At 68.5% G+C, this 25,754-nt stretch carries 9 protein-coding genes; all 9 read right to left on the bottom strand.

Annotation, left to right across the window (positions count from 1 at the left end; genetic code table 11):
• Positions 1 to 16: 16 nt before the first annotated feature.
• The 9 genes from R5H19_RS11170 to icmH all read right to left on the bottom strand — a co-directional run bounded on the left by R5H19_RS11170 (position 17) and on the right by icmH (position 25,751).
• On the bottom strand, positions 17 to 1,126 hold the full coding sequence (locus R5H19_RS11170) for a hypothetical protein (RefSeq protein WP_318159079.1): 1,110 nt from the start codon (positions 1,124 to 1,126) through the stop codon (positions 17 to 19).
• Complete coding sequence (locus R5H19_RS11165) at positions 1,123 to 11,484, bottom strand: filamentous hemagglutinin N-terminal domain-containing protein (protein WP_318159078.1); 10,362 nt, start codon at positions 11,482 to 11,484, stop codon at positions 1,123 to 1,125. The genes R5H19_RS11170 and R5H19_RS11165 overlap by 4 nt, the downstream gene beginning before the upstream one ends.
• A gap of 12 nt (positions 11,485 to 11,496) precedes the next feature.
• Positions 11,497 to 13,401, bottom strand: a complete 1,905-nt coding sequence (locus R5H19_RS11160; protein WP_318159077.1) for a ShlB/FhaC/HecB family hemolysin secretion/activation protein — start codon at positions 13,399 to 13,401, stop codon at positions 11,497 to 11,499.
• Positions 13,402 to 13,708: 307 nt separating this feature from the next.
• On the bottom strand, positions 13,709 to 14,068 hold the full coding sequence (locus R5H19_RS11155) for a hypothetical protein (protein WP_318159076.1): 360 nt from the start codon (positions 14,066 to 14,068) through the stop codon (positions 13,709 to 13,711).
• Positions 14,065 to 18,495, bottom strand: a complete 4,431-nt coding sequence (locus tag R5H19_RS11150) for a protein kinase (protein ID WP_318159075.1) — start codon at positions 18,493 to 18,495, stop codon at positions 14,065 to 14,067. Before R5H19_RS11150 ends, R5H19_RS11155 begins: the two co-directional genes overlap by 4 nt.
• A gap of 16 nt (positions 18,496 to 18,511) precedes the next feature.
• Positions 18,512 to 19,228: a PP2C family serine/threonine-protein phosphatase gene (locus R5H19_RS11145; RefSeq protein WP_318159074.1), complete on the bottom strand. Its 717-nt coding sequence runs from the start codon at positions 19,226 to 19,228 to the stop codon at positions 18,512 to 18,514.
• A complete protein-coding gene (gene tagF, locus R5H19_RS11140; RefSeq protein WP_318159073.1) occupies positions 19,225 to 20,835 on the bottom strand; it encodes a type VI secretion system-associated protein TagF in 1,611 nt (536 codons plus the stop codon). The genes R5H19_RS11145 and tagF overlap by 4 nt, the downstream gene beginning before the upstream one ends.
• 3 nt (positions 20,836 to 20,838) lie before the next feature.
• Positions 20,839 to 24,369, bottom strand: coding sequence for a type VI secretion system membrane subunit TssM (gene tssM, locus R5H19_RS11135; protein ID WP_318159072.1), 3,531 nt, complete (start codon positions 24,367 to 24,369; stop codon positions 20,839 to 20,841).
• 5 nt (positions 24,370 to 24,374) lie between these two features.
• Positions 24,375 to 25,751 carry a type IVB secretion system protein IcmH/DotU gene (icmH, locus tag R5H19_RS11130; RefSeq protein WP_318159071.1) on the bottom strand — a complete coding sequence of 459 codons (1,377 nt, stop codon included), beginning with the start codon at positions 25,749 to 25,751 and terminating at the stop codon, positions 24,375 to 24,377.
• Between the last annotated feature and the right edge of the window lie 3 nt (positions 25,752 to 25,754).

Raw genomic sequence — 25,754 nt, 5'->3', positions numbered from 1 at the left:
GCCGCTCCCCATCCGCCTAGTACACGCCCCGGCAGCCGTTCGCGCCGGGGCGCAGGAACAGCTGGCGCACCGAGGGATCCCAGCTCAACGAAAGGCCACCCGGCAGCCCGGTGGTGATGCCGGCCGAGGCGGTCTGGCTGATCGGACCCACGGAAACGGCATGGCCGTCGCCGAACGTCGCCTTCGCACTGATCGCGTAGCTGACCGGATCGTCGCACCCTGGCACGTCGATCTGCTGCACGACCGCACCACCTCCGGTGAAATCCGGCAATGTCCCGGTGATCGCCGGCATGGCCCGGTCCGCGTCCCTGCCGGCGCGACACGTCGCGGTCAGCGTATAGCCCACGGACACCCTGACCGGCGGCGCCACCTGCACCACGGCGACAGCTTCGGGCTGCGCGGTGCAGCCGACCAGGAACGCCTTGTGCTTCGGCACCACGTGCAGCACGTAGCTGCCCGACTGGAGCTGGCCGCCGCCCAACTTCACCTCGATGCGGTTCGGCGACACGCCGGTCACGCTGGGCTGAATGCCCTGCGGCTTGCCTTGCGCATCGGTCGCGGTGACCACCGGATCCTCGCACTGGGCGTCGAGCAGGTTCGCGCCGACCAGCGCGAAAGTCATTTCCTTGCCGCCATCACGCAACACGAACAGCGGCCGGTGATCCACCGTCTCGACGCCGTCGATGACCGGTGGCAGCTTGGCCGGCCCGGATACGGCAGCGAGCTGCGCCACGCTGCTGGCCAATGCGTCGGCCATCGCGCCCGCATCGGCATCCAGGCAACCCTTGCTGGCGTCGAGAAAGGCTTGCGTCCGCTGGGCCATCGCGTGAGCCCGATACGCACTGGCTTTCGCACCCGCGCCGAGCGTGTCGATCGGCTTGCCGGCATCACCGCCCAGCATCTTGCGCAACGTGTCGGCCATGCCGGCCAGACGCTCGCTGACGGTGCCCAGACCGGAATGCGGCAGGCTGGCCGCTCGCACGGACAACTCGTGCCCGGCTGCCTCGAGTTCGGCGACGACGGTCGCTCCGGTCAACCGCGGGGCCACCTGCGCCACCGTCGGGCCGGCCAGGCCCGGCGCGAGCAGCCCGAACAGGATGCCGGCACCGAGTCTGCCGATCCTCATCGACGAACGTTCATCAGCACGCCCACCATGCCCACGGTATCGCCTCCCTCGCAGCCGGGCTGATCCGGCTGATCCGGGTCGCAACTGCCCTGCTGGTCGGCCGGCAGACGCACGCCGGACGGCACGATGCCATAGGAGCGATAGTTGGCGGTGATCACGCTCGGGTCGATGTAGGAGTCACCGTGATTGCCGTTCTGCGCACTGCCCGCGCCCGACGCCGTGGGCACGTTGACGGCCAGACCGCCACCCAGCGGCAACAGGTTGCCGCTGCTGTCCACCGCGTAGAAGTAGGCCGGCGGCAGGCCGATGTTGGCAATCGTCTGCAGCCCGGTGCCGACCACGTAGATCGGCGCCGCACCCGTGCCCATGCGCCCGGTCGACCCCCACACACCCATGCCGTTGTATACCGGCGTAGTACCGAGCTGGAACAGGTCGCCGTTGGTCACGGACAGGTAGAACGCGGATGTTCCTGCGTTCACCGTGAACGCGCTGCCTGCCACCGAGGCCAGCGTCAGCGTCTTGTTGTTGGTCATGCTGAAGCCGGCCGGCGACGAGAAGTTGCCGAGCGTGCTGACCAGGTTGCTGTTGCGCTGGCTCGGACCGCCGAGCATGGTCGTGCCGACGGCACTGCCGCTCAAGGTGCTGGCCGTGATCACGCCGCCCGCTCCTTCGCTGATCGCGCCGGCGGACTTGAGCGTGGTCTGGTTGCCGCTCACCGCCCCGTTGATCAGCAGGTCGCCCGCGGTGGTGGTCAGCGCGGTGCTGTTGCCGCCGTTGACCGGGCCGACTACGGTCAGCGCTTGCGCGTTGGTCAGACCGAAGTTCGCCGCGCTGAAACTGCCCAGCGTGCCGATGTGGTTGACGCCGTTCAGCGTGGTGGCACCGCCCGACTGGCCGCTCAGGGTGCCGGCCGTGATGCTGCCGCTGGCCCCTTCGCTGATTGCACCGGCCGATTTCAGCGTGGTGGTCGTGCCGCTGACCGCGCCGTTGATGGCCAGGTCGCCGGCCGTGGTGGTCAGCGCCGTGCTGGCCCCGCCGTTGACTGGGCCGCCGACCGTCAGTGCCTGCGCGTTGGTCAGTGCGAAGCCTGTTGCGGTGAAGCTGCCCAGCGTACCGACGCGGTTGCTGCCGTTCAGTGCCGTGGCGCCCGCCGACTGGCCGCTCAGGGTAGTGGCGGTGATGCTGCCGCCGGCCCCTTCGCTGATCGCGCCGGCCGACTTCAGCGTGGTGGTCGTGCCGCTGACCGTACCGTTGATGGCCAGGTCGCCGGCCGTGGTGGTCAGCGACGTGCTGGCGCCGCCGTTGACCGGGCCGCCTACCGCCAGCGCCTGTGCGTTGGTCAGCGTGAAGCCCGCTGCAGTGAAGCTACCCAGCGTGCCGATGTGGTTGCTGCCGTTCAGTGTGGTGGCGCCGGCCGACTGGCCACTCAGCGTGGCGGCGGTGATGCTGCCGCCGGCCCCTTCACTGATCGCACCGGCCGAGGTCAGCGTGGTAGTCGTGCCGCTCACGGCACCGTTGATGATCAGGTCACCAGCGGTCGTGGTCAACGACACCACCGGGCCACCGACCAGCGGTCCGACCACGGTCAGCGTCTGCCCATTGGTGAGGCTGAAGTCGGCACTGAAGCTGCCCAGCTGATTGATGTGGTTGACACCGTTGAGCGTCGTGGTGCCGGCCGAATGACCGGTCAGCAGGTTGGCCGTGATGCTGCCGCCGGCGCCTTCGCTGATAGCCCCCGCCGACTGCAGCGTGGTGGTGGCGCCACTGAGCGCGCCGTTGATGGCGAGGCCGCCGGCGGTGGTGGTCAGCGCCACGCTGCTCCCCCCGTTGATCGGACCGTTCACCGCCAGCGCCTGGCTGTTGACCAGGCTGAAGCCGTCGGCGCTGAAGCTGCCGAGTGTCGTGACCTTGTTGGCCCGACCCAGCGTGGCGCTGCCCACCGCACTGCCGTTCAGCGTGCCGGCCGTGAGGGTGCCGCCGCTCTGGCTGATGCTGCCGCCGGAGCCCAGCGTCACCGTGCCGCCGGTGATGTCGTTGGCCAACGCGAGGTCGCCGGCCGAGTTCAGCGCGACCGCGTGACCGACCAGCCCGGTGTTCACGGCCAGCGTACCGCTGGTGGTGGTCAAGGCGACATCGCCGCTGTTGCCGGTCGTCGTCAGCGGACCGTTCACCGTCAGCGCCTGCGCGTTGATCAGGCTGAAGTTCGCCGCGCTGAAGCTGCCCAGCGTGCCGATCAGGTTGGCTTGGCCAAGCGTGGTGTTGCCCACCGAGCTGCCGGTCAGCGTCCCGGCAGTGATGATACCCGCGCTCTGGCTGATGCCCGCACCACTGGTCAGACTCAGCGTGCCCGTGGCGTTCACGTTGTTGCTCAGCGTCAGGCCGCCATTCGCAGTCAGCGAGATGTCGTGCCCGCTGAGGTCTCCGGGCGTGCTCAGTGCGCCGCCATTCGAGGCCAGCACGAGGTTCGCGCTGCCGGTATTGATTGCCCCTGCCGGCAGCGTGAGCGTACCTCCCGCCACCAGGCTGACTGCACCGTTTGCGCCGTTGGTCAGTGCGGCCACAGTGAGGTTGCCGGCATCGACGACCTGCACGCCGGCGCCCGCCAGCGTCATCGCACCGGCGAAGTGGTTGCCGGCGTTGCTCAGCGTGATCGCGCCGTTGCCGGCATTGAGGTTGCTGGTGCCGCTCACGTTCAGCGCGCCAGTCTGGCTGATCGCGCCGTTGTTGCTGGTCGCCGCCAGATTGCCGCCGATGCTGCCGGCGCCAAGGTTCAGCGCACCGTGACTCACCGCGGTCAGCGCACCGGTGGCCAGCGTGCCCAACGTCAGCGCGTTCGCGCTGGTGATCTGGGTCGCGCCACCGGTCAGGTTGACCACGCCGGCGAAGTCGTTGCCCGCGTTGGTCAACGTGATCGTGCCGCTGCCGGCGTTGAAACTCGACGCCCCCGTCACCTTGAAGCCGCCACCCTGCGCGATGCCGCCAGTCGCGGCGGTCACCGACAACGGCCCGTTGATGGTCAGGGCGTTGGCACTGAAGGTGCCGCTGTTGGTGCTCAGGCGGGTCAATGCCGTGGCACCGCCCACCGCACCGCCGAAGCTGGTGCCGCCGCCGGTATTCACCGTCAACGCGTGCGCTCCGTCCACCGTCGAGCCGAAGCCGATATTGCCGCTACCGCTGCTCGTCAGCGTCGCGTCCGCACCCAGCGTCACCGCGCCGGTGTAGCTCTGCCCGCCGGTGGTGCTCACGCTGGAGGTGTTGAGTGCCGTGGTGCCGCTGACCTGCAGTGCGTTCACTCCCGCCACCGCGCCGCCCAGCACTGCGTTGCCCGCCACCGTCAGGTCGTGGGTTGCGCCGGTCACCCCGGCCAGGCTCACCGTGGTACCGGTCAGCGTGGCGTTGCCGCCCAGCGTTACGGTATCGCCGTAGGTCTGCGCACCGGTCGTAGTGACGTTGCCACCCAGCGTGGTGCCGCCACCGGCGTCCGTGCTCAGGCTGGTCAGCGTCGTGCTGCCACCCACCGCACCGCCGAAGCTGGTGCCGCCGCCGGTATTCACCGTCAACGCGTGCGCTCCGTCCACCGTCGAGCCGAAGCCGATATTGCCGCTACCGCTGCTCGTCAGCGTCGCGTCCGCACCCAGCGTCACCGCGCCGGTGTAGCTCTGTCCGCCGGTGGTGCTCACGCTGGCGGTATTGAGTGCCGTGGTGCCGCTGACCTGCAGTGCGTTCACTCCCGCCACCGCGCCGCCCAGCACCGCGTTGCCCGCCACCGTCAGGTCGTGGGTCGCGCCGGTCACCCCGGCCAGGCTCACCGTGGTACCGGTCAGCGTGGCGTTGCCGCCCAGCGTTACGGTATCGCCGTAAGTCTGCGCACCGGTCGTAGTGACGTTGCCGCCCAGCGTGGTGCCGCCGCCGGCATCCGTGCTCAGGCTGGCCAGCGCGACGGTGCCGCCCACTGCACCGCCAAAGCCGGTGACGCCTGAAGCGTTGACCGTCAGTGCCTGCGCGCCTGTCGACACGCCATCCAGCGTCGAAGAGAAATGGACGTCGCTGCCGGTCAGTGTTTGTGGCATGGCGCCGTACAACAGCACGGCATTGCCGTAGGTCTGCGCACCGCCCGTTTTCACGTTGCCGCCCAGGTAGATGCTGCCACCCGCCCCAACAGTGAGGCTGGTCAGCGCTGTCGTGCTGCCGATATCACCCGCAAAGGCCGCCCAAGCCACAGGCGCATTGACGGTCAATGCATGGGCACCATCCAGCGTCGAGCCAAAATAGACGACACCGCCGGTGCTGCCCAGCGTGACATCGGTCCCCAGCGTCACGGCATCGTAGTAGACCTGATCGCCGCTGGTGGTGACGTTGCCACCCAGCACGGTGCTGCCGCCGACATCCGTGGCCAGGCTGGTCAGCGCCGTGGTGCCACCCACCGCACCGCCGAAGCTGGTGGCTCCGCCGGTGTTCACCGTCAATGCATGCGCCCCGTCCAGCGTCGAGCCGAAGCTGATATTGCCGTTGCCGCTGCTCGCCAGCGTCGTGTCGGCACCCAGCGTCACCGCACCGGCGTAGCTCTGCCCGCCCGTGGTGTTCACGCTGGCAGTATTGAGCGCCGTGGTGCCACTGACCTGCAGCGTGTTCACCCCCGCCACCGCGCCGCTCAGCACCGCGTTGCCGGACACCGTCAGGTTGTTTCCAGCCCCCGTCACCCCAGTCAGGCTCACCGTCGTACCGGTCAGCGTGGCGTTGCCGCCCAGTGTCACCATGTCGTTGTAGGCCTGCGTGCCGCTGGTGGTGACATTGCCGCCCAGCACGGTACCGCCACCGGCATCCGTGGCCAGGCTCGCCACCTTCACCGCAGCATTGAAGTTGGTGATGCCGGTGCTGTTGACCGAAAGCGCTCCCAATGCGCCGTTGGCACCGCCGCCCACCGCGCCGCCGAACGTCACCGCGCCGCTGCCGGCGTTCACCGTGAGGTTGCGTGCCGTGGCGCTGGCGTTGTCCACCGTGCTGCCGAAGCCCACGCTGCTGTTCGTCGTGGCCAGCGTCACGTTGCCGCCCAGCGTCACCGCATCGCCATACGTCTGCGCGCCACTGGTGGTGACGTTGCCGCCCAGCGCGGCGCTGCCGCCGGCATCCGTGGCCAGGCTGGTCAGCGCCGTGGTGCCGCCCACCGCACCGCCGAAGCTGGTGGCGCCGCCAGTGTTCACCGTCAGCGCATGCGCACCGTTCACCGTCGCAGCGAAACCGATGTTGCCGTTGCCGCTGCTCGCCAGCGTCGCATCGGCACCCAGCGTCACCGCGCTGCGGTAGGTCTGCGCACCGGCCGTGGTGATGCTGCCGTTGATCGTGATGCCGCCGCCGGCCGTCACGTCCAGCGCGCCACCCACGCCGGTGGCCGGTACCGTCAGGGCTGCCGTGGTGTAGTTCAGCGTCAGGTTGCCGGCCACGCTCGCCGGCAGCGTCAGGGCACCCGGGGTCGCCCAGGTATTCTTCAGCGACAGGTTGTTGATGCCCGCGCCGGCACCCGCGGCAAACGTCACGCCGCCCCGGAGGCTGTTGTTCTGGCTGCCGAGGTCGATGTCCTGCGTGGCTCCGGCCGTGGTGTTGTTCTGGGTGAACGTGGCGAGACCGGTCACCGTCAGTGCACCGCTCTGGCTGATCGCTCCGTTGCTGCCCACGTCCAGGCTGCTTGCCGTCGTGGTGCCCAGCACCGTCGCCTGGCCGTTCGCCAGGCTCACGCTGCCGCCAATCAGGCTCACCGGGCCGGTGAAAGCATTGCCGGCGTTGGCCAGCGTGATCGCGTTCGCGCCAGCGTTGAAGCTCGACGCGCCGGTGACCGTGAACGCACCACCTTGTGTGATGCCGCCCGTCGTCGTCGTTACGGACAGGCCGCCGCTGCCGATGTTCAGCGCGCCCGCGCTGAACGTGGCGCTGTTCGTGGTCAGCCCGGCCAGCGCGCCATTGGCACCACCGCCCACCGCGCCGCCGAACGTCACCGCGCCGTTGCCGGCGTTCACCGTGAGGTTGCGTGCCGTGGCGCTGGCGTTGTCCACCGTGCTGCCGAAGCCCACGCTGCTGTTCGTCGTGGCCAGCGTCACGTTGCCGCCCAGCGTCACCGCATCGCCATACGTCTGCGCGCCACTGGTGGTGACGTTGCCGCCCAGTACGGTACTGCCGCCGGCATCCGTGGCCAGGCTGGTCAGCGCCGTGGTGCCACCCACCGCACCGCCGAAGCTGGTCGCTCCGCCGGTGTTCACCGTCAGTGCATGCGCCCCGTCCAGCGTCGAGCCGAAGCTGATATTGCCGTTGCCGCTGCTCGCCAGCGTCGTGTCGGCAACCAGCGTCACCGCACCGGTGTAGCTCTGCCCGCCCGTGGTGTTCACGCTGGCAGTATTGAGCGCCGTGGTGCCACTGACCTGCAGCGTGTTCACCCCCGCCACCGCGCCGCTCAGCACCGCGTTGCCGGACACCGTCAGGTTGTTTCCAGCCCCCGTCACCCCAGCCAGGCTCACCGTCGTACCGGTCAGCGTGGCGTTGCCGCCCAGTGTCACCATGTCGTTGTAGGTCTGCGTGCCGCTGGTGGTGACATTGCCGCCCAACACAGTACCGCCGCCGGCATCCGTGGCCAGGCTCGCCGCCTTCACCGCAGCATTGAAATTGGTGATGCCGGTGCTGTTGACCGAAAGTGCTCCCAATGCGCCGTTGGCACCGCCGCCCACCGCGCCGCCGAACGTCACCGCGCCGCTGCCGGCGTTCACCGTGAGGTTGCGTGCCGTGGCGCTGGCGTTGTCCACCGTGCTGCCGAAGCCCACGCTGCTGTTCGTCGTGGCCAGCGTCACGTTGCCGCCCAGCGTCACCGCATCGCCATACGTCTGCGCGCCACTGGTGGTGACGTTGCCGCCCAGCGCGGCGCTGCCGCCGGCATCCGTGGCCAGGCTGGTCAGCGCCGTGGTGCCGCCCACCGCACCGCCGAAGCTGGTGGCGCCGCCAGTGTTCACCGTCAGCGCATGCGCACCGTTCACCGTCGCAGCGAAACCGATGTTGCCGTTGCCGCTGCTCGCCAGCGTCGCATCGGCACCCAGCGTCACCGCGCTGCGGTAGGTCTGCGCACCGGCCGTGGTGATGTTGCCGTTGATCGTGATGCCACCGCCGGCCGTCAGATCCAGCCCGCCGGCTGTCGTGCTTGCCAATGGCACCGTCAAGGCGGCACTGGTGTAGTTCAAGGTCAGCATGCCGGCCACGCTCGCCGGCAGCGTCAGGGCACCCGGGGTCGCCCAGGTATTCTTCAGCGACAGGTTGTTGATGCCCGCGCCTGCACCCGCGGCAAACGTCACGCCGCCCCGGAGGCTGTTGTTCTGGCTGCCGAGGTCGATGTCCTGCGTGGCTCCGGCCGTGGTGTTGTTCTGGGTGAACGTGGCGAGACCGGTCACCGTCAGTGCACCGCTCTGGCTGATCGCTCCGTTGCTGCCCACGTCCAGGCTGCTTGCCGTCGTGGTGCCCAGCACCGTCGCCTGGCCGTTCGCCAGGCTCACGCTGCCGCCAACCAGGCTCACCGGGCCGGTGAAAGCATTGCCGGCATTGGCCAGCGTGATCGCGTTCGCGCCGGCGTTGAAGCTCGACGCGCCGGTGACCGTGAACGCACCACCTTGCGTGATGCCGCCCGCCGTCGTCGTTACGGACAGGCCGCCGCTGCCGATGTTCAGCGCGCCCGCGCTGAACGTGCCGCTGTTCGTCGTCAGTCCGGCCAGCGCGCCATTGGCACCGCCGCCCACCGCGCCGCCGAACGTCACCGCGCCGCTGCCGGCGTTCACCGTGAGGTTGCGTGCCGTGGCGCTGGCGTTGTCCACCGTGCTGGCGAAGTTCACGTCGCTGCTGTTCGAGCTCAGCGTGATGTCGCCGCCCAACGCTACTGCGCTGTGATAGGTCTGCGCACCGGCCGAGGTGATGTTGCCGCCGATCGTGATGCCACCGCTGGCCGTCACGTCCAGCGCCCCACCCACACCGATTGCCGATACCGCCAGCGCTGCTGCGGTGTAGTTGAGCGTCAGGTCGCCGTCCACGCTCGCCGGCAACGTCAGGGCACCCGGGGTCGCCCAGGTATTCTTCAGCGACAGGTTGTTGATGCCCGCGCCTGCACCCGCGGCAAACGTCACGCCGCCCCGGAGGCTGTTGTTCTGGCTGCCGAGGTCGATGTCCTGCGTGGCTCCGGCCGTGGTGTTGTTCTGGGTGAACGTGGCGAGGCCGGTCACCGTCAGTGCACCGTTCTGGCTGATCGCCCCGTTGCTGCCCACGTCCAGGCTGCTTGCCGTCGTGGTGCCCAGCACCGTCGCCTGGCCGTTCACCAGGCTCACGCTGCCGCCGGTCAGGCTTACCGGACCGCTGAAAGCGTTGCCGGTGTTGAGCAGCGAAATCGTGCCACTGTTTCCGGCGCTGAGCGTTGCCTGGCCCGCCACGATACTGTTGCCAACCGCGGACAACTGGGCGATGCCTGTGGCATTCACCGTCAACGCACCCCGCGCCGACGCGGCACCTGATGTGTTGATGGAGCCGATAAATGTTCCATTGCCGATCTTGAGGCCACCACCGGCATGGGTGGCATCACCAGTGCGGATATCCACGGCGCCACCGAACGTGGTGATCGCCGCATTGGCCGCATTGCCGATAGTGACCACGCAAGTCGCGCATGCTGCATTGCTGGAGTAGCTGGTGGCTGCCGCCGTTCCGCCGTAATTCGCCCAGAGATTCACGTTCAGGGCATTGGACCCGTCGCTCGAGATGCCGTCATTCAGGAGAATGCTGCCTGCAGCCTTGAGATAGAGCGTGCCTGCACCCGTGGCGGTAATGCCGTTGGTGACGGTGATGTCTCCGTTCTGGCCACCGCCCGTACCGGTATAGATGGAGACGCTGGTACCGCCAGTCAGCGCACTGCCGATAACGCCGGGGTCAATCGTGGAATTGGCCGCCGGCGCGGAAAAGATGCCCCCGGTAAGTGTCCCGCCACCACCCGTCACGATTTCAACGTTGCGCGGGTCGAGCAGCCAGAGGCCCGCCGTACCGTTCGGCGCCGAGGCATCGACATGACCTTGTACGTTCAGACCATAAAGCGACGAAGTCTCGACCCGCCCGCCGTTGCCACCCAGCGCACCGCCACGCGCGCTGATGCTGCCGTAGAAGTTGTTGACGTCGTTGCCCCACACCACCACTGAACCGCCGTCGCCCTGTTGCGTGGCGTCGGCCCTGAGTACGGCGTCCGGAGCCACGTAGGTCGCCGCCGCGGTCTGCAGCCCTTCGCCGCCCTGCCAGCCACCACCCACGCGGATACTGCCTCCGCCGAGGGTGCCCGAGGCGTCGATGCTGCCGCCGGTCACCCCGACGTTCCGGTCGGACAACAGCTGCACGCTGCCGCCGTGCGCACCGGACACATTGATGCTGCCGCTGCTCTCGACATTGCCGCCGGTGCCGACCAGCCGTACCACGCCGCCATCGGTGTTGATGCCTCTGGCATCGACGATGCCGGTGTTGTTGACCAGACTGGTGAACAGGTCCTTCGTCGCCGAGGCCTGCAGCACTACCGTGCCGTCCTCGGCGCGCAAGGTGCCCTTGTTGGTGACGGCCGCTTCGCGCTGGTCCAGGCGTTGCTTCAGTTCGCCGGTGATCTGGATGTTGATCAGGCCATTGCCGTCGAAGTCGAGCACGGCATGGTCGGCGCCGTCGAGGTTGATCTTGCCGTAGTTGGCGAAGATCAGCCCGTCGTTGAACACACTGCCGCCGACCAGCGCCACGGAACCACCGCTGGCGGCCTCGATCAGGCCGTGGTTGACGATGCCGGCGCCGGCACCGGCGACGTTGAGGTTGTAGTGCCCGGCAAGGAAGTCGTTCGGCGTAAGGTCGAGCGTGCTGGCGAGCAGACCGCCCACGTTCAACTGCGCGGTGGCGCCGAAGATGATGCCGTGGGTGTTGATCAGGAAGATCTGGCCGTTCGAGTTGATGCGGCCGAAGATCTGGCTGGGGTTCTGGTCGAGGATGCGGTTCAGCGCCACCGCCGAGCTCGATGGCTGGTTGAACAGCACCGATTCGTTGGCACCCACGTTGAAGGTCTGCCAGTTCAGCGCCAGCTTCTGCGACGCCTGGTTGATGATCGTGCTGTTGCCGCTCTGGGTGATCGAGCCCGCGCCCCCGACCACCGTGCCGCCGGTGGGGCCGCCAGCCAGCGCTTCACCGCTGAAAACGATCGAGCCCAACGCCAGCCCGACGCACAGGCTGATCGGCCAGGTCCTGCGCAGCGGCAAGGCCTTGCTCGTGACGGGATCCGTATGGGCATGCGCGAAGCCGCGCGACTGACGTAGGTGAGTGCTCTTGCTCATGGTCGTCATCCGTCAGAACGTGAAGCCGAAGCGGGAATAGATGTGATAGCCCTTTTTGTCGGACGCATCCTGCGAACTCAGGGGCACGGCACCATTGAGGTGGAACTCGAAGTGGCTGAACCGCGGCAGTCGGAAGATCAGGCCCGCACCCACGCCGCTGAGGGTTGCCGTATCCGGCGTGATGAGCTTGTTGGCGCCTGCCGAGTAGCCCTTGGCATAGTCGACGAAAACCTGGAATTCCAGCAGCTCGCGCCAGGGCCGGCCGTAGAATGGCGAAACCTTGTCGCCGAAGCCCGGCGCATCGACGTGGTATTCGAGGGAGGTGTAGTAGCCGCGGTCGCGCAGGGCATCGGCGATCGGATACGCGCGGGTGCTGTCCGGGCCGCCCAGCGCGAACTGCTCCAGCGGAATCAGCGCGTCGTTGCTGTACTGGCCGACGAACTTGAAGTTGAGCCGCTGCGACTTGGTCAGGAACTGCATGCGCGTGTAGGACAGTTTGGCGACCAGGAAATTGCTCGCGTGCTGCGGACTGACCAGATCCGGTTCCCGGGAGTCGTCGTTGATGGACTTGCGCAGGCCGACCTGCAGGATGTCGACGCCATGGAAGCGACGATCGGTGTGGAGCATCCCGTAGGTCAGCTCGGCCACACTGAACTTCTCGTCCGACAGGTTGATGCCGAGGCTGTCGAGCCGGGATTCCTCGCGGATGAAATGCAGCGTGCTCAGGGCCTGCAGGTCGTCCCGGTTGATGAACTTCCAGTCCAGGCCACCGTAGTAGAGCGAGCTGGGGCCCTTGACGTTCAGCGCGGCGAACGAGCCGGTGTTGATCTGCAACTCGTTGCGCGAAGCGCCGACCACGGCGCTCAGGCCCGGCACGCCCGGGGCCGGCGCGCGATACGACATGGCGCCGTAGACGTTGTCACTGGGATCCAGCGCGTAGTCCACGTTGAGGTTGAAGACATCGCCGACGCCGAGCGGGTTGGCCCACTCGACCCCGGCCTGCGCGCGGTAGCGGCCGGTGAGCTCGGTACCGTAGTTGTTGGCGCCGAGCATGAACTTGTAGGGACGTTTCGCCTCCGTGGCGATCATCACCAGATCGGTGTCACCGGTGTGCTCGCCCGGCTGGAACGTCGACGCCACGGTGACGCCGGGCAAATCGCGCGCGTACAGCAGTGCGCTGTCGACGTCGCTCTTCAGCAGCGGTTTGCCGCGCAGCTTTTCCGCCGGCGCCGAGATCACGGCGGGGCGATAGCGCTTGGTGCCCTTGACGATGATCTTGCCGATCTGGCCTTCCAGCACGCGGATTTCGACAATCTGGTCCGGACCGACGGTCTGTGCCGGAAGAAACGCATTGGAGACGATGAAGCCGGCCGTGCGGTAGCGCTCAACGATCTTGTCGGCGACGCCCTGCATGTCCTCGAAGCCCAGCTCGACCGGATGGCCGGCCTTGGCAGCCAGTTCCCGGTACTGTGCATCGGCCAGCGCCTGGATGCTTGCCGGCGTGACGCCCCGATCCGCATGGTCCGCAACGCCGGTAACGCGAAAACCGCGCACCGCGATCTTCTGCACGGGCGCGGTATCGCGATCCCGCACCGGCGGCACGACATTGCCGGGCGCCTGTTGCGGTGTACCGGCGGCCTCTGCTGGCGCAGCGGGGGGATCACCGGACGGTACCTGGTCGGGGAGAGCCCTGTCGGGCGAAACGGCGCCGGCGTCCTGCGCCCAAGCCGCTCCGCCAGTCGATGCCAACGCCAACGCCAACGTTGCCGCGAAGCAAACATTTCGCACGATACATTCCCCCGGTCGCATCATCGTTCCATTGACAGCACGCCCCGGATGCCGAGGCGTGCCAACTGCGAGATTCCAAAGCCCCCGATGACCAGGCAATTGCTGCCTGTTGGCGCGTACAGCCCCCATCAGGATACACCTTAGCACGTCCAAAGGAAGGGTCGCCCACCGTTGCGAAAAGCCTGCACAACGGCCGCACGACACCTACCAGCAAGACTGGAAAACCCTACCTTTCGGCGCCGCCATTCCTTGCAAAAAACAGCTCCATAGCGGACTTCCCTCCGAAACGACAATCCACCGCACCACGAATTCACGGCCCAGGCCCGGCATCGGTCCGCCGCCGCGCCACGGTCGCACGACGCAACTCATGCGCAAGAGCGCTGAATCACTGCCACGGACAGCATCGGCCGCGCGCTGACCGTGGTGAAAAACGCCTCTACTCCCCGAGAAAAAACCAGCACGCCGTCAGGATCAGCAGCGCGGCACCGACCAGCAAGGCAAGCAACGGTTTCCAGGCAATCGCCGGACGCATCGAGAGCAACGAGGTCAACGCCCGTCCGGCGGCCGCCGAAGCGTCATCGGATGCTGCGGCATGGACGCGGCGCGTGCGTGCGGTCGTGCTGGCGCCCGACGGCAGCAGAGTCTTGCGGGCGGTGACCACGCTGCTGCTGTCGTGCAGTGCCTGGAGCACGCGACGACGCCGGGCGCGGTATTCGGCGCGCGAGATCCGGCCCAGCCGGTGTGCCTCGTCCAGGACATGCAGATCCCGATTGATGGCACGTTCCCGATCGGTCATTTCAGCTCCCTGAGTACCCGAAAACCCACATCCCGCTGCGGCGAGCCACTATCGGAACGCTTCGTGTCGACGCTGCAGTCGGACCAGTAGCTGCTGTAGCTGCCGCCGCGCACCATCACGCTGCCGCCGCTGACCACCCACTCCCAGACATTGCCGGTCATGTTGACCAGGCCCCACGGGTTGCGCGAGCGCCCCCGCGCCGATACCGGGGCACCACTGCCGTCGCCGCCGCCGGCGGAAGGTGGTACGCAATTGCTGTCCTCGGCCTGCTTCCAGCTGCCGCCGGCCTTGGCCGCATGCACCCACTCGGCATCGGTCGGCAGCCGATAGGTGAAGCCGCCGCCGAGATCGCTGAGCCAGCGCGCATAGGCCCGTGCCTGGTCGAGGCTGATGTTGCTGATCGGCGCATTGCCGAGATCCTGGTCCGCCACGGCCACCGCGGCGCACTTGCCGGTCGCGCGGCAAAACTGGTTGAACTCGTTGATGGATATTTCGGCACGCGACATGGCGTAGGGCTTGCCGCCGCCGACGCCGGGCACCACCACCAGCAAGGGTCCGCGTGCGCCGGCGAGGGTGTCCGAGCAGAACTTGCCCTTGCCGACCAGGGCGGGGTTGGCGCATGCGTCGGGGCCGCTGGGGCCCGCCGGCCCGGCGACGGGAGGCGCCTTGGTGGCCGGCGCTGTACCGGGTTTGCCGGTGGCTGCGGGCAACCGGCCCGGGGTAGCGGCGGGCACCTCGGCGACCGGCGTGGACGGCGCCGCCTCGGCCGCCGGCTCCGCCGGTGCGGCACCGGTGGGCTTGAGCCGGTCGAGCTGCTCGGCCAGCGATTTGGCGCTCAGCTGACCCCGCATCTTCATGCTCGTCTCGAGTTTGCCGAGCTCGGTGGCATCGGTCCGGCGGAGCCCATCGAGTTGCTTCTTCAGCCGGGCATAGTCGGCGCCGGCCAACGGGCGCCCGCCTGCGGCCATGATGGCGGCAACCGTGTCGTAGCGCGCCTTCGCCGCACGCAACTCCGGATTGCCGCCGAGCGTGCCGAGTCCCTGCCCGAGCACGTCCGCGGCGCGCTGGTAACGACCCTTCTGGAACGCATCCTCGGCCTGGCCGAGATAGGCGTCAGCCAGCAGCTTCGGCCCTTCGGTCTGCAGGAACGGGTTGTCCGGCTGCAACGCCCTGATCCGTGCCAGCGACTGGCTGGCCTTGCCGACGTCGCCGGCCGCCACGGCGCTCTTCATCGACTCGATGCGCGACTTCACCTCGGCATCGGCGCTTTCCTGTGCCGCCTTGGCCTGCAGTTCCTGCTGCAGCGTATCGAGTGCCGCGCTCTGCGCGAGCAGCGGCGCCGATTTCGGCGCGTACTTCAGGCCGAAATCCACCGCGATCCTGGCTTGCGACAGGTGTTGCGGATCGGCAAGGCGCGCCGCCTCGTCGGCGATGGCTGCACCCAGCGCATTGATCGCCTGCTCGGTCTGCACCGACTTGTCGGCACGCAACGTATCCATGGCCGCGGCCACCGAACGCTGCCAGTCCGGCGTCAGCGTCGGCTTGGCGCCCAGCGCGGCCAGCGCCGTGCGCGCATCGGTGAGCGCCTGTGCCTGCTGCTGCAGGCTCTTCTGCTGGGCGGCGTTGCGGGCCCCCGCCACGTCGGCAAGGACCTTCGCATGGCCGGCTTCGGCCGGGTCGAGCTGCTGGCCGGCTTGGCCGATGCGCTCGGCGGCGTCCAGATCCCCCGCCGCGATCCGCTCGCGCGCCAGCTTGATCAGGCTGGCATCGACCTGGCCACGCACCTCGGCGTAACCCGGCGAATCGGCGCCGATCTGGCTGCGTGCGTTGTTCAGCGCGCTCTTGACGTCCTGCAACCAGACCACGGTGCCGAGCGGATTGGCCAGCAGGTCGGTGACCCTACTCTTGGCCAGCGCCAGGCGTTGCGCTTCGCTGGCCGCCTTCTGCGCCAGTTGGTTCTGCTGGTCCAGCAGCTTCTGGCGAGTGGCCGAGAGGCTGGCGTCGCCGGGGAACAGGTCGATGCCGAAGCCGGCGATAGCAATCGCGCCGGCCAGGTCACCCGCCCCCTGCTTCTCCGCCGCCTGCGCCGCCAGCACCTGCTTCAGCCGGGTAGTCTGCGCAGCCAGTCGCGGATCATCGCCGAGCAGGCCTGCCGCGTCGTGATACGCCGCCGCCACTTTCGTGCGCCAGTCGTCGGCGTTGCTTGCCTGATCGAGCAGTCCGGTGAGTGCCTGCAGGCCCTGCTCGCGTTGCTGCTCCAGTTGCTTCGCCTGTTGCTCCTGCAGCCGCTGCGCCGCCAGTGCCTTGCCCATTTCGTCCAGCTGCGCACCGCGCTGTTTCAGACGGGCGGAGTCGGGGAACAGGCCGCTGGCCAGCTTGAACTCGCTGGCCGCCTCGTCCACCCGCCCGGCGTCGAGTGACTTGCCGATCGCCGCGTCGTACTTCAATTCGAGTTCGGGATTCTTCAGCAGGCTGCTGTTCGGGTCGATCGCGCGGATATGCGCCAGCGTGGTGACGACGTTGTCCGGCTGGTTCTCGAAGATCGCATCGGCGCCGATCTGCTCGCTCAGCCTGGTGTCCAGCGTATTGAGCAGGTCGTTCTTCTGCTTCTCCACTTCGCTGCGCTTGATGTCCAGCGCCGGCGAATACAGCTTCAGCTCGTCGCGCAGCTTGAAGACCTGCTGCGTCCCGGCGTAGTTGTAGCGGTCCTTGTCCGGGTTCCAGTAGGCATCGATACGGCCCAGCAGGTAGTTCTGGATCAGCTCGCCCTGGTCAACGATGATGCGCTTGCGGTCGTCGTCGCCGAGGGTGCCCAGCGCCTGTTGCGCCTGGTTTTCGTTGGCGTAGTGATCGGGCCGCGCCAGCTGGAAGCGCGCGATCACTTCGGCCACATGGTGATTGTGCTGATAGGTGATCCAGCCCCATGCGCCACCGGCAATCAGCAGCACCGCCGGCACGCCGTAAAGCAGGTACGGCATGGCCTGCTCACGCAGGCCGACTTCGCGCAGGCCCTCCACCAGTTCGCTGGCGCTCTTCAGGCGCTGCGCCTTGGTGAAGGCGACGCTGGCGCACAGCGTCTTGTACTGCTGCTTGGTCAGGCCCTTCACCGGCGGCGGCTTGCGGCCTTCCCTCATCGCCACTTCGGCGCTGACCTTGTCGTACGGATGCTTGCCGGTCAGCAGCTCGAACGTCACGCAACCCAGCGCATAGACGTCGTCGCTGGGTACCGGATCTTCGCCCCGGATCATCTCCAGGCTGGCGTACGCCGGAGTCAGCGCGCCCAGCGTGCCGGCGTCGAACACGGTCTGCTCGCCCACCGCATCGCCCATGTGCTTGCCGGCGCGGGCGATGCCGAAGTCGAACACCTTGGGCACGCCGTCGCGGGTGACCATGACGTTGCCCGGTTTGAAGTCGGAGTGCACCACGCCGGCGGCATGCGCGCGACCGAGCGCACGGGCCATGCCTTCGATCAACGGCCGCGCCTGCGCCAGCGGCATGCCGTTGTAGGCCTTCTCGCGGATCAGCTGCTTGAGGTCGGAGCCGTCGACGTACTCCATCGTCATGAAGACGATGGTGCGGTCCTTGTCGAAATCGTAGACGCGCACGATGTTGTCGTGTGCCAGCTGCTGCGAACGGCGCGACTCGCGCTGCAGCGAGATCAGCGAATCGGGGTGGCGGCGGAATTCGTCGTTCAGCACCTTCACCGCGACGTAGGGGTCGCGGTCGCGCGCCTCGACCTTGCGCTCGTCGCGCGCCTTGAACACCACGCCCATGCCGCCGCGGCCGATCTCCTTCTCCAGGTAGAAACGGCCCTTGAGCAGCGAGCCGACGGTGACGAAGTCTCCGGCCTCGGCATCGGCGATGTGGCTCCAAGTGGAACTGCTCATGCTGGAACTGGTGCCGGTCCTGCCCTGCTGGGTGCCTTGCGTGCCGGTGGCCCCGACGGTATGCCCCTCGGCCGGGGGCAGCGGCGTACCCGAGGCAGGCTTGACGATGGTGACCTCGTCCGCGACGGGCGGTTGCGCGGGGCGCGAGGTCGGCTTGACCACGGTGGCATCGCCGACGTCGGCTGCCGACGGCGCAGCGGGGCGCGAGGCCGGCTGCACCCGGGTGGCCTCCTCGTCGCCGTCGCCCGGTGGCGGAACCGTCGGCGCGACCGGTCGCTGCGTGGCCGGCTTGATCATGGTGACGTCGGCGTCGGGCGTTGCCGGCACCAGCGGCGTCTGCACCGCGGCCAGCTTGGCCAGCAGGGCCTTGGCGACCATAGGATCGAGCGTGCCGGCGTCGCGCTGCTGCTCGAGCCATGCGCGCTCGGCGTGGTAGTCGGCTTCGGGCAGCGCGCCACGCGCGCCCAGCGCATCGAACACGGCGGGGAGTTTGAGCTTGTCGGCCTGGTAGGCGGAGACCAGTTCGGCTATGGAATTCATGATCGGGGAAGCTTCATCATTCTTGGATGCGTACGACGACGGCAGAAATGTTGTCCCGCCCGGCGCGGCTCATCGCCAGGTCGAACAGGCTGGCAACGAGATCCTGCGGCTGCGGGTTGCGGCGACATTCGTCGTCGAGTTCGGCATCGGACATCTCCTTGTTGATGCCGTCGGAACAAAGCACGAACGCCGTGCCAGGCCGGTTGCCGGCGATGACCCAGTCGACGAACAGGCTCTCTTCGGCCCCGACCGCGCGCGTGAGCACGCCGGAGCCGGCCTGCGGCGCCGGCGCGGCGCCGAAATGGGTGACGTCGTCCTCGTTGCCGTGCACATGGTCGCGCGTGATCTGGCGCAACCGGCCGTCTTCGAAACAGTAGGCGCGGCTGTCGCCGACCCAGCCGCACAGCATGCAGTCGGCATCGGACACCAGCACCACCACGGTCGAGCCGATCAGGTCGACGCCGCGCGTAGCCGCGGTCTGCAGCAGGTCGGCGTTGATCTGGACCAGGGTGTCCTCGATCGTCTCGATGAAGTCGACGGCGCTGCCCGGCCGGGGCAGCGCGCCGAGACGTTCGACGATCATGCTGCTGGCGTAGTCGCCGGCCGAGTGGCCGCCGAGGCCGTCGGCAACGACCCACAGGCCGACTTCGTCGCGCACCAGGATGGCGTCCTCGTTGTGCTTGCGGACCTTCCCGGTCACCGTGCGCCCGGCCGAAACGTATCGAGTCGTCATGCGTCAATCTCGATGATCGCCAGCGGCCAGCGGGCCGCATCCGTGCCCAGGCCCGCCGCCGTGGCGATATGCAGGTACGCGTCACCGCGGGACGGCATTGCCAGGCCGCGGGCAAGAACGTCCGGCGAAAGCTGCAGCAGCGGATGGGTGGCCATCAGCAGCAGGCGGTCGCCGGGCTCGACGGCACAGAGCACCTCGCTGCAGGCGGGCTGTGCCGTCGCGCCGAGCCCGGGCGTGGCCAGCGGTGCCGGGCTGAACAGCAGGTCGTCGAAATCGTCACCCCCGCCGGGGTTTTCCTGCGCCGGCGCCGCACCGTTCGCGAAGCAGGGCTGCAGTCGCCCCTGCCGCCAGTGCCAGGCAACGGCGGCGCCGATCCGCAGCATGCCCGCGCGGCCACCGGCCACCTGGGCGGCGACCACCGCACAATCTTCCAGCACCGGATCAATCAGGTCCTCGCTGGCCTGCTGCAGCTGTGGATTCAGCGCCATGATCCGCGTGCGCAACGCCTGCATGCCGGCCGCCGGTTCGGCAGCGGGCAGCAGCTCGCGGGCAATCGCGGACACGGCGGCAACGGCCTGCTGCCGCCGGTCGGGATGGCCAGCCTCGGCTGCCACCAGGGTCACCGCGGCGTCCGCTCGATGCCACACCGCCACGCCGGCAGCGGGACCCTCCGCCGCTGCCGCGGCGGCGACAGCGGCCTGGCCGACGGGTGGCGCCGGCGATGTCGACGTCAGCGTGGCCGCGTCGAGGTTGGACAGCAGTTCGGGATCGTCCGGCAACCAGGCAGCGGATGGTGGCGGCGGCGGGGGCGGCAAGGCGAACGCATCGGCCAGGTCGGCGGGGTCGACGGTGGCGACCGGTGTCGAGGGCCGCCGCGGCATGGCATCCGCAAATACGCCGCATGACTGCCACGAAGCCGCGCTGCCGGCATCGAGATAGCCGGCATAGGCCGCCGGCTGCGGCAGGCCGTTGGTGGCCAGCACGCTTGCCGGCACCCGCTCCGCGCCGGCCGTCCACCACAGGCACCAGCGTCCGGGCGCGGCGGCCAGGCGTGCCCACAGGTCGCCCAGGAACGGCCCGGCAGCGGTACCGGCCGACAGCGGCAGGCGCCAGTGACTGGACGAATTCCAGTCGACGCCTTGCAGGTATGCCGGCGCCGGCATGTCGAGCGGGCCGGCGAGTGCGGCGACCTGCTGGTCGAACATGTCCACGCTGATCGCCGCATCGGCCTGGGCGGCGTCGTGCGCCTGCGCGGCCGCATCGAACCAGCCGCTGCCCGCGGCCAGTGCCCGGGTGCAGGACGCGACATCGCCGGCGACGGGAGCGGCGATGACCATCGGGAAGCAGCGCCCCACCCGATCCACGCCCGGCCCCATGATCCCGGCCCAGGCCGACTCCCCGCAGATTCCCGCGGCCAGCAGGAAACGCCACACCGGGCTGGCGTGGTAGGCCTCGTGCCAGCCGCTGCCCAGCGCGCTGCGGCTTTCTGCCACCGCGTTCTCGAAATGGCGGTCCCACACGTCGACGAACCCCGCCGGCAAGCGCCGCTGCACGAAATCCCCGGCACTGGGCAGCTTTCCGAAAAAGCCGGCGGCGGGATTCGGCATGCGTTATCCCCCGCACCGGAAACTGGACAGGGCATTGCTCAGGAACGGGTTCTTCAGGTTGTTTGCCTGGATCGTCACTTTCGCCACGTGGCCGCCGAAGTTGAAGCTGGCCACGAAGCGCAGGTCGGACTGCTTCTGCAGATTGGCCGCCTGCAGCGCGCGGAAGAACGCCCAGTCGCCGTGATAGTCGAACGTGGTCAGCAGCGCACCGGCCGGGTCGTAGGCGGAGATCGAGACGCGCCCCGGCGTCGGCCCCGGCCACTTCATGGCGACGTTGCTGGCGCCGCCGGCCTGGTACTCGTACTTCTGTCCGTCGACCTCGATCACCAGCTTGCCGATGCCGGCGTCGAGCACCGGGGTGAGCAGCGTGAAATCGACCTCGGGCATGTTGCCGCTGCGGAAGAACATCTGCTTGATGCGGTCGGCGCCCTGCAGTTGCGCCAACATGCCGGCCGAACCGCTGACCGCACCCGGGCCGGTCTTCCATTGCCAATTGCGGCCGCTGGCGTCGATCAGCTTGCCGGCGGTCTGGTTGTAGAAGCTGTCGAAGCGTCCGCCGTAGCCGAACATCTCGCCGAAGTTCTGCAGCGGGATATCGTTGCTGCTGGACGGCGAGAACGGATAGCGGCCACGAGTGTAATCCGCGCAATCCTTCGCGACCGCCTGCTGATACTGGTCGTCCAGCGCGCCCTTGGTGCTGCTGGCCACCAGCGCCTGGCTCTTGCCGGTCAGCGCGGCGAACCAGCCGGCGGCCGGCGGCGGCAACTGCGCAGCCGCCTGCTGCGCCATCAGCAGTTGCGGATTCGGCTGCCCGGCGGCGTTGCTGAAGTCGCCCATGGTCAGCAGGGTCTTGCTGAGGTCGTCGAGCGTCTTCAGGGTCTGATCGATCGGTGCCGCACCCGGCGCGCCGTCGCTGAGCTTGTTGACCTGCTCGAAGTGGTCGCTGATCGCCTGCCCCGGCTTCTCGGCCGCCGCATCCGCGCCCGACGCCCCGGCGCTTGCGCCGGCCTGGGCCAACGCGCGCGCCAGCGCCGTCTGCGTGGCCTTCTTCTGCGCCAGCTTCTTGGCCACGTCCTCGGCCTTGTCCGCCGCATCGGCGGGCGGCGCGCGCATCAGGTCACTGGTGTTGTCACGCACCACCTTCAGCAGCAATTTCATCGGCGAGTTGGGCCCGGCCAGCTTGGCGGCAATCGTGCTGGCGTCCTGGATGTTGCCGATCGGCTGCAGTTCCAGGTCGGCCAGCAGGCCGTCCCACGCCTTGATGTAATCCTGCTCGTACAGCGCCAGCACCTGCTGCGCGAGGCGCGCCTTCTGCAGCGCGTCGATCTTGCTGGCGCCGAACACCCAGTCGTCCGCGGCGAACTGCGTCACCGCCAGCTCGATGCCCTTGTCGACCTCGTCCTTGAACACCGGCTGGGTGAACAGCGCCGGCAGCGGCTCGGACAGCGGCGCGCCGCTCTTGCGCCGGTACACGTTGCCGAGCAGGCCCAGCTCCTTGTCCAGCCGCAGCGGCGGGTAGGCGCCGTTGTCCGCGGTGAGCTTGATGTTGCCGTAGATCAGCGAGGCCAGGTCGGCGGTGCGTAGCGTGTTGCGCGCCTGTTCGACCAGGCTGTCGTCCAGGCTCAGCGCGCGCACGCGCCCCTCATGCCCGACCAGTGCATCGAAGTGTTTGCCCAGTGCCTTCTGCAGCACCGGATCGTTCGGGAACAGGCGACGCCACTCGATGCCGGCCAGGGCCACGATCTGGTCGCGGTCCAGATGCTGCGGCTGGCCCAGCATCAGGTAACCCTTGAGGTAGTAGTACAGCGTCTGCGGGTCGGTGGCGTTCGCCGCGAGGCCGGCGCGGAACTGCGACGCCACGCCCGGCAGCAACAGGCCGTTGAGCTCGCGGAAGTACGCATCGCGCACCTCGCCGCCGACGGCATTGCCCTGGTACAGCCCGAAGCGCATCGACAGCGGCACGTCGCCCTTGTACTGGTCGGCGACGTCCACCACGCCGGACAGCGACTCCAGCCGCTCCAGCACCATCGCGAAATACGCCTGCTGGTTCGGCGCCAGCGACAGGTCGCTCTGCGCCGGGTACTTCTGCAGCGCCGTCTGCACCTGCGCCAGGTAACTGCCGTTGCGCCGGTAGCTGCTGGCCAGGCCGAACACCAGCAGCGCGCACACCAGCAGCACGCCGGCGTAGGACGCCGCCTGCAGCAGCACCTTCTGCCGCTCCAGCTTCGGATCGGTACCGGCGAAACCCGATTCCTTGAACAGCACTTCCCTGAGCAGGCGCTCGACGAAGAAGGTGCGGCTCTGCGCACCAGGCGCGTGCAGGCGCGAGGCATCCAGCCCGAACGTGCGCGCCACCGCGCCCATCATGCGGTCGATCGGCGTGCCTTCCTGCGTGCCCGAGGTGAAGTACGCGCCGCGCAGCAGCAGCGGCGCATCGTACTGGTGGCCGGTGAACACGCCTTCGACGAACTGCCGGGTGATCTCGCGCAGCGCGCCGAGCTGCTGCGGGAACGACAGGATCGCCGCGCGCCGGCTGCGGTCGCGCTCGCCGTGCAGGCGGTCGAGGATGCGCGTGTTGAGCCGCTCCAGCAGCAGGTTGAACTCGTCGAGGAATTGCTTGGCGGCGGTGCCGTCCATGGTCTTGTCGACCGGGAACGACATGCCCCAGACCTGGCTGCGCAGCTGCGGGTTGAGATCGTCGAAGAACTCGGTGAAGCCGGCCACCAGATCGCACTTGGTGAACACCAGGTAGGCGGGCACGCCGATGCGCAGGTGCTTGGCCAGCTCGTCCAGCCGCTGGCGCACCGCAAGGATGTGCTGCTGGCGGCCGCTGGCGTCCAGCGTGAGCAGGTCGGACAGGCTCATCGCCACGATCACGCCATTGATCGGCCGGCGCTTGCGGTACTTGCGCAGCAGGTCGAGGAACTCCGCCCATGCCGAGGCGTCGGCGCCGCGGTCGGAATCCTGCGTGGTGTAGCGGCCGGCGGTATCGAGGAACACTGCCTCGTCGGTGAACCACCAGTCGCAGTTGCGGGTGCCGCCGACGCCGCGGATCGCTTCCTTGCCGAACTTGTTCGACAGCGGGAAGTTGAGCCCGGAGTTCTGCAGCAGCGTGCTCTTGCCGGAGCCGGGCGGACCGATCACCACGTACCACGGCAACGCGTACAGATTGGTGCCGCTGCTGCGGTTCTTCCGCAGCGTGTCGACCGCTTCCTGGAAACGCCCCTGCAGTTGGGCGCGCTCGTTGGCGGCGCGGTCGTCGCGCTCGCCGCCGGTCGGCGCGCCCTGCCCGCTCAGGTCGCTGGCCATCTGCTTGGCCTTGCCGCGCACGCGCATCTGCTGGACCTGCAGCCACACCGCCCAGACCACCACGATCACGATGATCACCAGCAACCGCACCACCGGGCTGGCCAGCGGCTGCGATTCGCCGATGCCGAGATAGGGGCCGCCGAACCAGATCAGCAACGACAGCAGCAACAAGCCGACGAGAGTGATGAACAGGCGGGATTTGAACAGCGCAAGAAGCTTGCCCACGGTGTTCAGTCCTCCGGGCTGTAAAGGATTTCGACGCGGCGGTTGCGCGCGCGGTTGGCCGGCAGGTCGGGCGGCAAGGCGATCGGCTGCGACGAGCCGGCACCGCTGGATTCCAGCCGCCCGGCGTTGTCGATGCCGTCGGCCAGGATCTTCAGCACGGCGCGCGCGCGTTCGGCCGACAGCGCGTAGTTGTCCTTGAAACGCAGCGAACGCACCGGCTGGTCGTCGGTATGGCCGACCACCACCACCCGCCCCGACACCTGGTTCAGCGCCGCGGTGATCGCATGCAGCATCGGTACCTGCTTCGCGGCGACCTCGGTGCCGCCCGAGGCGAACATCGCGGCCGCGTTGAGCCGCACCAGCGCGGAACCGTCCGGCTTCTCGTCGACGGTCAGCGCTCCGGCCTGCTCCTCGGGCGCCAACAACTGCTTCAGGCTCTTGCGCGCGACGGCCGGCGCGGGTTTGGGCCCGTCGCCCGGAGGCACCGCGCCGCGCAGGCCGATCTGCGCGACCTGCGCGCTGACCGGTGACGACAGCTCGTTCAGCCGCGTGTAGAAGTACAGGAAGACGCCGAGCAGCAGGCAGGCACCAGCGGCCACGATCACCCACAGCGGCACATAGCGCACCAGCGGGTTGCGCCGATCCTCGATGCCCTTCCAGTGCGGTGCCAGTTCCTCTGCCGCCGGCGGCCGCTGCGACTTGATGCGCCGGTACAGTTCTTCCTGGATGTCGGCCAGCTTGGCACGGCCGTCGGCCTCGATCTGGTAGCGCCCGCCGAAGCCGAGCGTGAGGCAGATGTACATCAGCTCGATCAGGTCGATATGCCGCGCAAAGTCGGCGCATAGCCGGTCGAGGATGACGAAAAACTTCTCGCCGCCGTATGACTCGCCATGGAACACCACCAGCAGGGTCTTCGCCGCCCAGCCGCTCTGCCCACCCCACGGCGTGTTCATCACCGATTCGTCGATCATCGTGCACAGCACATAGCGCGCCGCGGTGATCGTCTGCGTGGCGATACCGGCGGCCTGGGCGTTGCTTTCGAACTGGCGCACCTGCGCGATCACCTGCTCGCGCAGATGGACGGCATCGGGTTGCGACACGCTGTTGCGCAGTTGCACCGCCAGCAGCAGCAGCGGGCTGGCGGCCTGCACCAGCGCATTCAGGCCACCGCCAAGGAAGTCGCCGATCGCCGCTGGCGGCGCCGTGTCGGCGCGCGGCGCGGGCCCTCTCGTCGGCGCCGCGCCCGGCAGCGGCGTGCTGGGCGCCTGGGCCGCCGGAGCCACCGGGGCAGGCGCAGGAGCGGGAGGTGTCGGCGCCCCGCGCGGACGGACTACCGTGGCATCGCGCAGGGGATCGTCGTCATGGGGACCGTTGCTGCTCATGCG

This window comes from Rhodanobacter sp. KK11 (assembly GCF_033345435.1).
Classification (GTDB): Bacteria; Pseudomonadota; Gammaproteobacteria; order Xanthomonadales; family Rhodanobacteraceae; genus Rhodanobacter.
Note: the sequence above shows the minus strand (reverse complement) of the source record. Positions and strands in the feature narration are given on the sequence as shown.

Excerpts from the sequence above, each read along its gene's own strand:
- R5H19_RS11145 (WP_318159074.1), bottom strand. The coding sequence starts at position 19,228 with ATGACGACTCGATACGTTTCGGCCGGGCGCACGGTGACCGGGAAGGTC.
- R5H19_RS11150 (WP_318159075.1), bottom strand. The coding sequence starts at position 18,495 with ATGAATTCCATAGCCGAACTGGTCTCCGCCTACCAGGCCGACAAGCTC.
- R5H19_RS11170 (WP_318159079.1), bottom strand. The coding sequence starts at position 1,126 with ATGAGGATCGGCAGACTCGGTGCCGGCATCCTGTTCGGGCTGCTCGCG.
- icmH (WP_318159071.1), bottom strand. The coding sequence starts at position 25,751 with ATGAGCAGCAACGGTCCCCATGACGACGATCCCCTGCGCGATGCCACG.
- R5H19_RS11160 (WP_318159077.1), bottom strand. The coding sequence starts at position 13,401 with ATGGGGGCTGTACGCGCCAACAGGCAGCAATTGCCTGGTCATCGGGGG.
- R5H19_RS11165 (WP_318159078.1), bottom strand. The coding sequence starts at position 11,484 with ATGAGCAAGAGCACTCACCTACGTCAGTCGCGCGGCTTCGCGCATGCC.
- R5H19_RS11155 (WP_318159076.1), bottom strand. The coding sequence starts at position 14,068 with ATGACCGATCGGGAACGTGCCATCAATCGGGATCTGCATGTCCTGGAC.
- tagF (WP_318159073.1), bottom strand. The coding sequence starts at position 20,835 with ATGCCGAATCCCGCCGCCGGCTTTTTCGGAAAGCTGCCCAGTGCCGGG.